Here is a 12,535-nt window from a genome sequence, read left to right on the forward strand (position 1 = left end):
TCGATTTGGGGATGAAATTCTTTTACGATTTTTTATCCTCATCGCCTTCATCATAGTCATCATCATCATCATCTTCTTCATCGTCATCAATGAGATCCTCGTCAATTTCGAGCTCGTCATCGTCGTCTTCATCGATATCGTCAAACTCATCAGCATCGAGATCAAGTTCTTCCTCAACCTCAGCTAAATCGAGGTCGTCTTCGTCAACCACTTCAAATTCATCAAGATCAAGATCTTCTTCGACGGCTTTTTTGGCTTTTTTCTTTTTCGCCTTAACTGTCGGCTGTGTTTCTTCATCTAGCTGATCGTACGGATACCAGCTGCGAAGACCCCAATTCTGGTCAGAGAGCGCCAAGAAACGGCCGTCAATGTTTAAATCTGTATAAAATTGTGCGATGCGGTCTCCTAACTCTTCTTTTTTCACGCCGAGCAATGATGCAATTTCATTTAAAAGCTCCTGAAAAGGAACTGGTTTTTTATGATCTTCAAATAATTCGTGAGCGATTTCAACTAAAGCCATTTCCTTTAGCTGTTCCTGTGAATATTGTTTGATACCCAAGGTCGGACACTCCCTTTCTATTACTTATATGTATCTGTTTTATCAATAATGAAAGCGATATTGTATCGTTCTTATACAAACCATACCTCTCATTATAAACAAAATAAAACAGAATATGCTACCCTTAACAGCGTTAATTTAAATAATTTTACAAGAGTGATCCGACTGATAGATATTTTGCCTTATTCTGCGAGCATTCTGGAGATAACCAGCCTTTGAATTTCTTGGGTGCCTTCGTAGATTTGCGTAATCTTCGCGTCGCGCATATAGCGTTCTACCGGATAATCCTTCGTATAGCCATAGCCGCCGAAAATCTGTACAGCTTCGGTCGTGACCTTCATCGCCGTATCCCCTGCTAGCAGTTTGGACATGGCGGAGGCTTTTCCATACGGAAGGCCTGACGATTCCAGCCATGCCGCTTGGTAGGTCAATAGCCTTGAAGCTTCTATCATTGTCGCCATATCTGCAAGTTTAAAAGCTATGCCCTGCTGCTCGGCGATCGATTTGCCGAACTGTTTTCTTTCTTTTGCGTATTGAAGCGCCGCATCAAGCGCTCCCTGGGCGATGCCAACAGCCTGTGCCGCGATGCCGTTTCTTCCCCCGTCCAGCGTCTTCATCGCGATTTTGAAGCCTTCTCCTTCTTCACCGAGAAGATTTTCTGCGGGAACGACACAGTCTTCGAAGATGATTTCTGTTGTCGGAGAAGAACGGATGCCTAGTTTCTTTTCTTTCTTGCCTGTCAAAAATCCTTCAAAATCCTTTTCAACAATAAAAGCAGAAATGCCTTTTTTCTTTTTTTCAGCGTCAGTGACTGCAAATACAATGTAAATATCAGCGGCGCCGCCGTTTGTGATAAACACTTTTGATCCGTTTAATACATAGTCATCACCGATTCGCTCAGCGGTTGTTTTCATCCCGCCGGCATCTGAACCGGAGCCTGCTTCAGTCAAAGCGAAAGCCCCGATTTTCTGCCCAAGCGCCAGCTGTGTTAAGTATTCTGACTTTTGTTCTTCTGTGCCAAATGCAAACAGCGGCCAGCCGCAAAGCGAAATATGGGCGGAAAGCGTCACGCCGGTGGAGGCGCAGACTTTTGACAGTTCCTCCACCGCTATGACGTATGCCAGATAGTCACTTCCGATTCCGCCGTAAGCTTCAGGCCACGGAATCCCTGTTAATCCTAAATCCGCCATTTCCCGAAACAGGTCACGATCGAAGCGTTCTTGTTCGTCACGTTCTGCCGCTGTCGGTGCAACCTCATGCTTCGCAAAATCTCGAACCAATTTCCGAATCATTTCGTGTTCTTCTGTTAATGAAAAATTCATCGCTTTTCCCCCATTGTCATATCAGCGCCCAAGACAGATTGAGCCAGAAGCTCCGCGACATCATACGTTTTGACACGTTCTTCCGCTTCTTTTGCCTTTGTGCCGTCCCCAAGCATCGTGAGGCAGTACGGACAGCCGGAGCTGATTACTGACGGATTGACTGCCAGCGCTTGCTCTGTTCTGGCGACATTAATCCTGTTTCCTGACTCTTCCTCCATCCACATTAAGCCACCGCCAGCTCCGCAGCACATGCCGGTTTCCCGGTTTCTCTCCATTTCAATAAGCTGCACGCCCGGAATGGCTTTTAGAATCTCTCTCGGCGGATCATAGACTTCGTTGTACCGTCCCAAATAGCACGAGTCGTGGAAGGTGATCGTTTCATGAACTGGGTGCTGCGGTTTTAATTCCCCTCTCTTTACCAGATCAGCCAGCACTTCCGTATGATGATATACTTCGCCTTCAAAACCGAAATCTGGATATTCGTTTTTAAATAAATTGTATGCGTGCGGGTCAATCGTAACAATTTTTTTCACATTATTTTTTTCGAATTCTGAGATATTCTTTTCGGCCAGTTCTTGAAATAAAAATTCATTTCCGAGGCGGCGCGGAGTGTCCCCTGAATTTTTTTCTTTGTTGCCGAGGATCGCAAAGGTCACACCTGCTTGGTTCAGCAGTCTTGCAAAGGAGATGGCGATCTTTTGGCTTCTGTTGTCGTACGAACCCATGGAACCGACCCAGAAAAGGTATTCGAATTCTTTTTCCTCTTTTTTCAATTCTTTTACTGTCGGAATCTCGGCATCTGGAGCTGCGTCGCGCCAATTTTCACGTTCCTTGCGGTTGAGGCCCCACGGATTGCCCTGTCGCTCAATACTCGTCATTGCCCGCTGTGCGTCACTGTCCATTTTTCCTTCAGTCAGCACGAGATAGCGGCGGAGATCAATAATTTTATCAACATGCTCGTTCATGACGGGGCACTGATCCTCACAGTTTCGGCAAGTGGTGCAGGCCCAAATTTCTTCTTCGGTAATGACGTCGCCGATTAAGCTCGGATTGTAATCAAGCGCGGCGGCGGCTTCCCGCGATCCGCTCCCTGAGGCTGCCGCTGCCAGCTGGTTCCCTCTCGTATGGCTGAATGCTGCAGCCGGCACCCATGGCGAGCGCGAAGTGACGGCAGCACCTTTTTCTGTGAGGTGGTCCCTGAGGCGTAAAATTAAATCCATCGGCGACAGCATTTTTCCGGTGCCTGTCGCAGGGCACATATTGGTACAGCGGCCGCACTCGACACACGCATACAGATCAATCAGCTGGGACTGCCTGAAATCCTCAATTTTTCCTGCTCCGTAGCTTTCTTTTGTTTCGTCAGTGAAATCAATTTTTTCGAGCTTTCCTGACGCTTCAAGTCTGCTGAAAAAGACGTTGGCAGGACCGGCGATTAAATGAGCGTGCTTTGACTGCGGCACATACACTAAAAAGCTCAGTAAAAACAGGAGGTGCACCCACCATGCGATATAGAAAATCACCGCAGCACCCGTCTCCCCGATGCCGCCAAGCAGAAACGCGATTCCTGTGGCGATTGGCTCGCTCCAAGAAAGCCCGTGATCATGCCAGATTAGATTCATTGCGTTCCCTAGTAAAACCGTCAGCATTAAACCGCCGATAAAAATGAGAACAAGTCCAGCTTTAAAGCCTCGTTTCAGCCTGACGAGCTTTTCGATATACCGTCTGTAAAATGCCCAGCCAACCGCAACTAAGATCAGAAACGTAACGATTTCCTGAAAAAAAGTGAAGGCGGGATAGATTGGGCCAAGCGGCAGATTTTGATCCGGGACCAGACCTTTGATGATAAAATCAATCGCTCCGAACTGAACCAATATAAAGCCGTAGAAAAACACGACGTGAATGATCCCGCTTTTCTTATCCTTGAGCAGTTTTTTCTGTCCGAATACATTCACCCATATGGCCTGAAGCCGTTCCTTGATCCGCTTATCGAATTGTTCCTTTTGGCCAAGCCTGATGTAAGCAACCCTTGTTTTGACCAAATAAACAAACAAATAAACAGCGTAAGCGGTTACAATCAGAAATAATAATGCATTAACAATAAGAAAGCCGCTCATTCCAATTCCCCCTTTTTACTGATGAAAACCGTGATCCCCTGCCCCAGAATCTGTATAAGGTTATCTTTATGATAAATAATGAATGAGTGTTCAGTCAATAATTAAATTCCCTCTGTTCGGGCACAATATCTACTACTACGGAAAGGAGTGCCGGGATGAAGGTATTTTTCGTGATTCTCATTATTGTCATCATACTATTGGCTATAATCCTGCTGGATATCTTTATAGGCCGCGCCGCTTACAGAAAGAGAGCGTACGAGCCTGTTTTTACAAAAAAGAAAAGTGATATCGAATTAATTCACTGCGGCGCTGACCTTGTTGAACGGATGATGCAAGATATACGCGATGCCGTCTCTTCTGTTCACGTGATGTTTTTTATTATGAAAAACGATGAGGTCAGCCACAATATGTTTACACTGCTGAAAACAAAAGCCCAGGCCGGTGTTTCGGTTTATTTGCTTCTGGATTGGTCGGGCAGCCAAAAAATTAAAAAACCGGCGCTGGAGACGATGAAAAACGCCGGCGTTCACGTTCATTTTCTGAACCGGCCTCGTTTCCCTTATTTCTTTTTTCATATACAAAAACGAAATCACCGGAAAATTGCTGTGATAGACGGAAAAGTCGGCTATGTCGGCGGGTTTAACATTGGTGAGGAATACCTTGGCAAGAAGGCGAAGTTCGGCAATTGGGAGGATTATCATCTGCGTATGACGGGCGAAGGTGTCCGCGATCTGCAAACGCTTTTTACAGCCGACCTGAAACGAAATACCGGCTCAGCCGAACTCGGTCCGGATGTTTGGCCCGAACTTCCGCAAGGGAATATCCCTCATAAGATTTATGCGACTGACGGCTATGCTCTTGAAAAAACGTATTTGGCAAATATCGCAAGGGCGAAAAAGCGTATTACGATTTGCACGCCTTATTATATTCCGACTAAACCGCTTCAGCAGGCTTTGGTCAAAGCAAGAAAAAACGGTGTGGATGTTACGTTGATTGTGCCCATGAAATCTGATCACCCTCTGGTCAGAGAAGCTGCTTTTACATATTATTCGGAGCTGCTTGATGCCGGCTGTCTCATCTACCGTTTTTACCAAGGGTTTTATCATGTGAAAGCCTTGATCATTGACGATCACTTCAGCATGATCGGCACAGCCAATTTTGATCAGCGAAGCCTGTTTTTAAATGAAGAGGTAAACGTTGAAATCGATGATGTTGCATTTACAAAAGAAGTCTATGCCACGATTGAAGAGGATATTAAAAAGTCGGACCTGCTGACAACAGAAAATTTCAAAAAGCGCACGTTCAGGCAGCGCCCGGCGGAATGGCTCGGTAAAGCATTATCTTATTTTTTATAAAGGAGAGTTCCTATGATTTTCAGATTCGGGTTCGTCTCAAATGCGATGAGCCTTTGGGATGCGTCTCCCGCCAAAACACTGACATTCGCCCGTTATTCAAAGCTGCCCGAGGATGAGAGAAAAGAAGCCCTTTTGGCTGCGACAAAAGCTAACTTGCGCAATACAATGAGAACCCTTCACTACATCATCGGCCACGATATTCCATTGTACCGTTTTTCCAGCTCAATTGTGCCGCTGGCCACTCATCCTGACGTAATGTGGGACTTTGTGACGCCATTTCGCAAGGAGTTCCGTGAGATTGGGGAGCTTGTGAAAAAATACAATCTGCGCACAAGCTTTCATCCTAACCAATTTACCCTGTTTACGAGCCCTAAGGAATCTATTACAAAAAATGCTGTAACCGATATGGCTTATCACTACCGCATGCTTGAAGCAATGGGGATTGCAGACCGCTCGATTATCAACATCCATATCGGCGGCGCTTACGGAAACAAAGAAAACGCTCTGAAACAATTTCATCAAAACATAAAACTGCTGCCGGAAGAGATCAAGCAGCGGATGACGCTGGAAAATGACGATAAAACGTATACCACGGAAGAGACGCTTCAGATCTGTGAGCTAGAGAATGTTCCGTTTGTCTTTGATTTTCACCATTTTTACGCCAACTCGGATGATCATGCGGACCTGAATGAAGCACTTCCGCGGATGATCAACACATGGCAGCGGATCGGATTGCAGCCGAAGGTCCATCTTTCCTCCCCAAAGTCGGAGCAAGCGGTGCGCAGCCATGCGGATTATGTAGATGCCAACTTTTTGCTGCCGCTTTTGGAGCGCTTCAGGCAATGGGGAACCAATATTGATTTCATGATCGAGGCGAAACAGAAGGACAAGGCGCTTCTCCGGCTGATGGATGAATTGAGCTCAATCCGCGGCGTGAAACGGATTGGCGGCGGTGCTCTGCAATGGAAAACATAAGTATAAAAAAAACAGGTTTACAGTTTGTACACATTGGGAACATACGCTATATAAGACAAGAATCGATGGAGGAGAAAGAACATGAAAAACATCAAGTCTCTAAAGGTAGCCGCACAGGCATTCACTTTAAGAAATTTGATTCATCTTTATAAAATGTGCCATTCCGGAAGCCACGAGGTGTATATTTACTCAAAGAAAACAATGTGCAAAATCAAAAACTTAATCGAGCTGGAGACATTCCGCATGGCTCATAATGAAAAGGAATATCTGATTGTGGTTGAAGGGACAAAAGCATCTCAGCTGGTTGAAAAGTTTCAGAATATGATCGAGCCCGCTGAGAGAGAAGCGCTCTAACTTACATAAAAAAGGATAGACAGTGATGTCTATCCTTTTCCTTATGCTCGTTTATGATGGAGCTGCGCCGCCTGTCCAAATCGTTTCATATCGGTAAACCCAGCTTTGTTTCGGTATTTTGTTCATGAAACAGCGGGATGCCGGTCCCTATTACAACGGGAATAACAGTGATGATGGAATCGTCGATGGCGTCCTCTTTCAAAGGTGTTAAGCGGCCGTGAATGCCTGACGTCTTCGCTGATAAGCGTCACGTGTTCATCGTGATAGTGTCGGACGTTCCCGTAAAACGCAGCATGTTTTATCCCCGTACAGAATATTGGGTGTAAGGATTTTAATATGTTCATACGTGCTCCGTCCTAATATGACAGTATCAACGGTAATAAAATTCACTGTACCCGTTATCACCCTTGCCTCCTATTGCTGCACCATCTCTCCGAACTGTGCTTGATGCAGTCTGCTGTAAATACCGCCGGCTTCGATCAGTTCCTGATGCCGCCCCTGTTCCTCGATACCGTTTTTTGTCACGACGACAATTCTGTCCGCGTGTTTAATCGTCGCCAGTCTGTGGGCGATCACCAGCGTCGTGCGCCCCGCCGACAATTCTTGAAGCGCCTTTTGGATCGCCGCTTCTGTTTCTGTATCAAGAGCAGAAGTTGCTTCATCAAGAATCAGGATAGATGGATTTTTCAAGAACATCCTCGCAATTGAAAGGCGCTGCTTTTGCCCGCCGGAAAGCTTTACGCCGCGCTCTCCGATGACGGTGTTCAATCCATCCGGCATGTTATTGACAAGTTCTTCTAAGTGAGCCTGCTTTACAGCTTGCCAGATTTCCTCTTCTGATGCGCCCAAACGGCCATATGCAATATTCTCTCTCAGTGTGCCCGAGAATAAGAAAACGTCCTGCTGCACAACGCCAATCTGCCCGCGCAAGGAAGACAGCGTCATGTCTTGAATGCTGACGCCATCAATGGTAATGTCACCCTCCGATGCTTCATAAAAGCGCGGAAGCAGACTGCAAAGCGTTGATTTCCCCGCTCCGGACGGTCCGACAAACGCTACCGTTTCCCCCGCCCGTATGGTCAGGTTAATGTCATGAAGGACATGTTGATTCTCATCATAGCCAAACGAAACATGCTGATAGCAAATATCGCCTTTCAGCCCGGAAACGTCTCTCGCCTCAGGAGAATCCTGAATATCCGGCTCTGTCTCCATCAGCTCCATGTAGCTTTTAAAGCCGGCAATTCCCCTCGGATACATTTCAATAATGGCGTTAATTTTGTCAATCGGCCGAAACAGGACATTAGTTAACAGCACAAACGCTACAAATTCTCCGTATGACAAGGAGCCGCGAATCACAAACCATGTTCCGCATAAGAGGACAAACAGCGTGACAAACCGTGTCAGCATATAGCTGATGGAACCGTTTTTCGCCATGATTTTATAGGATGACAGCTTAGTGATCCGGAACCGCTGATTGTTGACAGCAAAGCGCTCTTTTTCAAACGATTCATTGCCGAACGCCTGAACGAGCCGGATGCCGCCGATATTATTTTCTACCCGCGCGCTGAAGTCTCCGATATCCTTGTTCAGCGTCGTAAACGCTTTGGTCATTTTTTTGTTGAAGTAAAGCGCCAGCCAAATGACAATCGGCATGATAATAAACGTCAGCAATGCCAGCTGCCAGTTAATAAACAGCATAACCCCGAACGCCCCGAGAATCGTCATAATGGCGATGAACAAATCTTCTGGACCGTGATGGGCGACTTCGCCGATGTACATTAAATCGTTCGTCAGCTTCGACATTAACGTTCCCGTCTTGTTGTTGTCGTAAAATTTGAAGGACAGCTTTTGCAGATGGTCAAAAAGCGATTTTCTCATATCGGTTTCGATATTGATTCCGAGCATATGCCCCCAATACGTGACGACATATTGGAGAGCCGAACTGAGCGCGTAAACGACAAACAATCCGATTGAGGTCGCGATGATCAGGCCCCAGTCTCTCCCCGGAAGCAAGGTATCAATGAAATAGTTGACGATCAAAGGAAAACTCAGCTCCATTAAGCCTCCTGCAATCGCCGAGAAAAAGTCGAGAAAGAACAATGTTTTATATGGTTTATAATACGCAAAAAATTGCCGCAGCACTCTATCTTCCCCCAATGCATCAATAACTGATAAGATTTCTCAATTATACTATACACGGGCTGTATGAAAAGACAGTATTACTTTTTTCTTACAGAACGCTTGAAAAGAGTCGGGCAACTGACTCCTTTGTCCGATCAGCCATTCCTCTTTTATAAAAACCGACAGGACTAAGTTTCTCACTTTCCATCATATCCTCTTCGAAATGGTCTTCCAGGGTGCGGATTGCTTCGGCATCCGTGAAGAAAACATTCACCTCAAAATTGAGCTGAAAGCTGCGCATATCCATGTTTGCGGTTCCGACTGAGGCGATATCGCCGTCAATGATTATCACTTTTTGATGCATGAAGCCTTTTTGATATGAATATACCTCAATCCCCTCCAGAAGCAGCTCAGGGAAATACGATCTCGACGCGTATTGCGTTAAAAAGCTGTCATTCGTCTCCGGCACCATAATCCGCACCTGGACCCCTTTTGTCGCCGCGGCTTTCAAAGCCGTGCGGATGGATTCATTTGGGACAAAATAAGGTGTGGCAATCCACACAGATTTCTGCGCTGTAGAGATCATTTCATAGTAGAGGTCACTCATGCTCTCCTTCATGTCAGGCCCTGTCGCGACGATTTGATAAATGCCTCCTCCCTCCACGGGAACTGGCGTATTGTATTCTTTTTGATCAATTAATACTTCATTAGAGACATATTCCCAATCCAGCATAAAGATGGCGTGAAGCGTTTGCACAATTTCTCCTTCCAGCCGCAGATGAGTGTCTCTCCAAAAACCGATGCCCGGGTCTCTGCTGATATATTCCTTCCCGACATTCAATCCGCCGACAAAGCCAATTTTCCCGTCTATGATCACGATTTTACGGTGATTTCGAAAATTTAATTTCTGATTGAAGAACCCGTATTTCAGCGGAGAAAAAGGAATGATGTCCACACCCGCTTTTCTCATTTTCATAATATCTCTACTTGCCAATTTGATGCTGCCCGCAGCGTCATACAAAAAACGTACCTCGACACCCTGACGCGCCTTCTCCATCATAATCTCCATCATGCCGCGGCCAAGCATGTCCGATTTGAACATATAGTATTCGATATGCAGATAAGATTTTGCTTTCCGCATTGCCTTGAAAATATCAGGAAAGGTTTCTTCCCCGTTTTTCAAAACCTTTACCTTGCTTTTCGTGTTGATATTCATATGTGAAGCCCTGATGGAATAGGTAAAAAACCTTTCTTGATTGTCCTTCAATCCGGTCACTTCAGGCGTTTCCTCCATGTCAAACTGCTTCCGAAGCTTCTCCCTGTTGTACATTCGTTTTGTTTTAAACAGCTTTCCTTTTACATACAGCTGTCCGGAAAACAGATAAAACATGTAGCCCGCGATCGGAAAAAAGACAAGAATATGTATCCATAACAGCGTGTGCTGTGATGTTCGGTTTTCAAGGATTAACGAATAAATGCTGAACAAAATAATACCGGCATAGCAAAGCAATCCTCCGTAAAACTCAAGTCTGGAAACCGGAAAAACCCATATGATGTATGCCCCAATGAGCATGATATATAAAAAGAAAAACTCCAGTCTCCTTTTCAGCATTTGTCCCCTCTCCAATCCGATCCGATTACCTTCGTATTTCCTCTTATTTCTAACCTTTAAACCTTTCTATGAAAAAAGCCTCTCCGCACACGGGGCGGAAAGGCTTATGATGATGCTTCCTGTGATTGGCCGGGTGTGATGTTCTGGAGCAAAGCCGGATTGAGGGAGTAGCTGCTTTTGATTTTATTTTTGAAGAAGCTGACGATCAGGCCCGTGACCGCAATCGACACTAAAGAGAAGAGCCCTTTCAGCAATCCGACGGAGACAATGCCGACCAGCACTACGCCAAAATCGAAGAGGAAATTCACCGTACCCGGATTCCAGCCATAGCGCTTTTGCAAAAATAAAGCGAGAATATTAGCACCGCCAAGGGATGCCTGATGATAAAACATGAGCGACAGGCCGAACCCGATTAATGCTCCGCCGCAAATCGCGCCGGCAAACGGTGAAAAAGAGACAGACGGCAGCCAGTGATCAACGCTTGTAAACAGAGTCAGCGCTGTGACTGCAAATACAGTGGATAGGGTGAATTTGACGCCCATTCTGATGAGAGAAAATACATAAAACGGGATATTGATCAGAAAGAAGATTATGGCAAACGAGGAGTGAAACAAGTATGTCAGGCTTAGTGACAGTCCGGCTGTCCCGCCGGTTAATACGTGAGAATGTCTGAGTGTCAGGACCCCGGCGCCTGTCATAAGACAAGCAGTGAAAATGAGTAACATCCGCTTCATTCTTCACTCTCCTTTTTCACATGTTATGTCCAAATACAAACATAACAGGATCCCTGGCTGCCCAGCCATTACCTTGGCAGAAAATATCTTATGTTTTTATTTTTTCATCAAACGATTTATCATAAAAAATCCCCCTCTTTGAGGGGGGGATTTTTACAAACGTTTCCGATACACGACATAGCTTCGTGTCAAATACTTGAGCGGCAGACTGAACACGTGAACTAATCTCGTAAATGGCCACAGGATAAAAACGATGTATCCTATCATGATATGAAGCTTAAACCATAGGGGGACACTCTCCATCAAGGAGGCGTCAGGCCTGAACAAAAAGATCTCCCTGAACCACGGCCCGATTGTTGTCCGATAATCAAATCCTCTCGAATCAATATTGAGAAACGTGGCGGCAACGCCTGTCAACATCATGAACAGCAGCAGGATGAGAATAAGGATATCCGATGGCGAACTGGTTTTGCGGATTCTTTTGTCAAACAGCCTTCTGTACGTCAGAATGAAAAGTCCGGTACATGCCGCAACCCCAGCCGGCAGGCCTGCGCCAATCGCCATTTTGTGATAAACATGCTCTGAAATGCCAATGGAGGTGTACAAGGCTTCCGGCATCAGAATTCCCATGAGATGTCCGCCGATAACGCACAGCATGCCCCAGTGAAAAAGTATGCTGCCCGCCGCGAGTTTTTTCTTTTCTAACAGCTCGCTTGATTTCGCCGTCCAGCCAAATTGGTCATGCTGGTAGCGGTAAATATGGCCGCCGATAAAGATCGTTAAAACAATGTATGGCATTACGCCCCACAGGATCTGCCCGCTCATGCCTGAACAGCCCCTTCAACGCTTTCACACACGCCGATGTTTTCCAGCGCGGCCAGCAGCACGTGCAGCAGCTCAGCATATATGCTCTTATTTTTTTCGAGGCGGGATGCCAGTTCCCTCACATTGGACCTATATTTCTCAAACACGCTTCTCGCTGCTTCAATCTCCGCAACTGCTGCAAATTCCAGCATAAGCGGCAGGTAATCAGGCAGCTCTTTGTCAGTCTGCAGGAAGCCTGATTGCTGGTATGTGTTTTTTAAATGCAGCAATTCAACGCCGCGTTCTCTTTGCTCACCTGAATGAAAGTAAGTGACGTACATATTCGTTTTTTTTCCGAAGTCAAACGTATAGACATAGTGGTCAATCAGCGCTTCTGGTGAAAAACAGGCTAACGCCTCTAAAAAGCGCAGCAGCTTCTCACGGATTTGCCGATTGCCAATTTCATGAATCAGAGCCTTCCAATCGGGAAGCTCAGCTCTCCACTCTTCATCCGGATACGAAAGAAGACAGGAAAGAGCAGAGAATGCGATTTGCCGATCTGTGGTGTTCATCTGTTTACACCTC

General features: G+C 45.9%; 11 protein-coding genes and 1 pseudogene. 3 read left to right on the plus strand and 9 right to left on the minus strand.

Annotated features, from left to right (window positions below; translation table 11 throughout):
• Positions 1-22 precede the first annotated feature (22 nt).
• From rpoE to HC660_RS18885, 3 genes are all read right to left on the minus strand, one after another.
• On the minus strand, positions 23-559 hold the full coding sequence (gene rpoE, locus HC660_RS18875) for a DNA-directed RNA polymerase subunit delta (RefSeq protein WP_168748984.1): 537 nt from the start codon (positions 557-559) through the stop codon (positions 23-25).
• A 182-nt stretch (positions 560-741) separates the two neighbouring features.
• Positions 742-1,881: an acyl-CoA dehydrogenase AcdA gene (acdA, locus tag HC660_RS18880; protein ID WP_168748985.1), complete on the minus strand. Its 1,140-nt coding sequence runs from the start codon at positions 1,879-1,881 to the stop codon at positions 742-744.
• On the minus strand, positions 1,878-3,995 hold the full coding sequence (locus tag HC660_RS18885; protein WP_168748986.1) for a heterodisulfide reductase-related iron-sulfur binding cluster: 2,118 nt from the start codon (positions 3,993-3,995) through the stop codon (positions 1,878-1,880). The genes acdA and HC660_RS18885 overlap by 4 nt, the downstream gene beginning before the upstream one ends.
• Before the next feature lie 155 nt (positions 3,996-4,150).
• Between HC660_RS18885 and cls (HC660_RS18890) the strand changes: the two genes are divergently transcribed.
• The 3 genes from cls (HC660_RS18890) to HC660_RS18900 all read left to right on the plus strand — a co-directional run bounded on the left by cls (HC660_RS18890) (position 4,151) and on the right by HC660_RS18900 (position 6,679).
• Positions 4,151-5,350, plus strand: coding sequence for a cardiolipin synthase (gene cls / locus HC660_RS18890; protein WP_168748987.1), 1,200 nt, complete (start codon positions 4,151-4,153; stop codon positions 5,348-5,350).
• Between the two features lie 12 nt (positions 5,351-5,362).
• Entirely contained in the window at positions 5,363-6,325 is a 963-nt protein-coding gene (gene uvsE, locus HC660_RS18895) for a UV DNA damage repair endonuclease UvsE (protein ID WP_168748988.1), read from the plus strand.
• Between the two features lie 81 nt (positions 6,326-6,406).
• Positions 6,407-6,679, plus strand: a complete 273-nt coding sequence (locus tag HC660_RS18900; RefSeq protein WP_168748989.1) for a hypothetical protein — start codon at positions 6,407-6,409, stop codon at positions 6,677-6,679.
• Positions 6,680-6,912: 233 nt separating this feature from the next.
• Here the strand turns inward: HC660_RS18900 and HC660_RS21395 are convergent.
• The 6 genes and pseudogenes from HC660_RS21395 to narJ form a co-directional block, all read right to left on the minus strand.
• A pseudogene (locus HC660_RS21395) lies at positions 6,913-7,091 on the minus strand (dihydrofolate reductase); the annotation flags it as partial.
• A gap of 2 nt (positions 7,092-7,093) precedes the next feature.
• Positions 7,094-8,821, minus strand: coding sequence for an ABC transporter ATP-binding protein (locus HC660_RS18905; RefSeq protein ID WP_168748990.1), 1,728 nt, complete (start codon positions 8,819-8,821; stop codon positions 7,094-7,096).
• A gap of 88 nt (positions 8,822-8,909) precedes the next feature.
• On the minus strand, positions 8,910-10,412 hold the full coding sequence (cls, locus tag HC660_RS18910; protein WP_168748991.1) for a cardiolipin synthase: 1,503 nt from the start codon (positions 10,410-10,412) through the stop codon (positions 8,910-8,912).
• A 104-nt stretch (positions 10,413-10,516) separates the two neighbouring features.
• On the minus strand, positions 10,517-11,146 hold the full coding sequence (locus tag HC660_RS18915; protein ID WP_168748992.1) for a YitT family protein: 630 nt from the start codon (positions 11,144-11,146) through the stop codon (positions 10,517-10,519).
• 153 nt (positions 11,147-11,299) lie between these two features.
• Positions 11,300-11,971: a respiratory nitrate reductase subunit gamma gene (gene narI / locus HC660_RS18920; protein ID WP_168748993.1), complete on the minus strand. Its 672-nt coding sequence runs from the start codon at positions 11,969-11,971 to the stop codon at positions 11,300-11,302.
• On the minus strand, positions 11,968-12,522 hold the full coding sequence (gene narJ, locus HC660_RS18925) for a nitrate reductase molybdenum cofactor assembly chaperone (protein ID WP_168748994.1): 555 nt from the start codon (positions 12,520-12,522) through the stop codon (positions 11,968-11,970). Before narJ ends, narI begins: the two co-directional genes overlap by 4 nt.
• Positions 12,523-12,535: the final 13 nt, after the last annotated feature.

Origin of the sequence: Bacillus mojavensis (assembly GCF_012648005.1) — a bacterium.
Classification (GTDB): Bacteria; Bacillota; Bacilli; order Bacillales; family Bacillaceae; genus Bacillus; species Bacillus mojavensis.

Bases quoted from the DNA above. Each gene is read 5' to 3' on its own strand.
- HC660_RS18900 (WP_168748989.1), top strand. From the start codon at position 6,407: ATGAAAAACATCAAGTCTCTAAAGGTAGCCGCACAGGCATTCACTTTA.
- cls (WP_168748991.1), bottom strand. From the start codon at position 10,412: ATGCTGAAAAGGAGACTGGAGTTTTTCTTTTTATATATCATGCTCATT.
- uvsE (WP_168748988.1), top strand. From the start codon at position 5,363: ATGATTTTCAGATTCGGGTTCGTCTCAAATGCGATGAGCCTTTGGGAT.
- narI (WP_168748993.1), bottom strand. From the start codon at position 11,971: ATGAGCGGGCAGATCCTGTGGGGCGTAATGCCATACATTGTTTTAACG.
- HC660_RS18915 (WP_168748992.1), bottom strand. From the start codon at position 11,146: ATGAAGCGGATGTTACTCATTTTCACTGCTTGTCTTATGACAGGCGCC.
- narJ (WP_168748994.1), bottom strand. From the start codon at position 12,522: ATGAACACCACAGATCGGCAAATCGCATTCTCTGCTCTTTCCTGTCTT.
- acdA (WP_168748985.1), bottom strand. From the start codon at position 1,881: ATGAATTTTTCATTAACAGAAGAACACGAAATGATTCGGAAATTGGTT.
- cls (WP_168748987.1), top strand. From the start codon at position 4,151: ATGAAGGTATTTTTCGTGATTCTCATTATTGTCATCATACTATTGGCT.
- HC660_RS18885 (WP_168748986.1), bottom strand. From the start codon at position 3,995: ATGAGCGGCTTTCTTATTGTTAATGCATTATTATTTCTGATTGTAACC.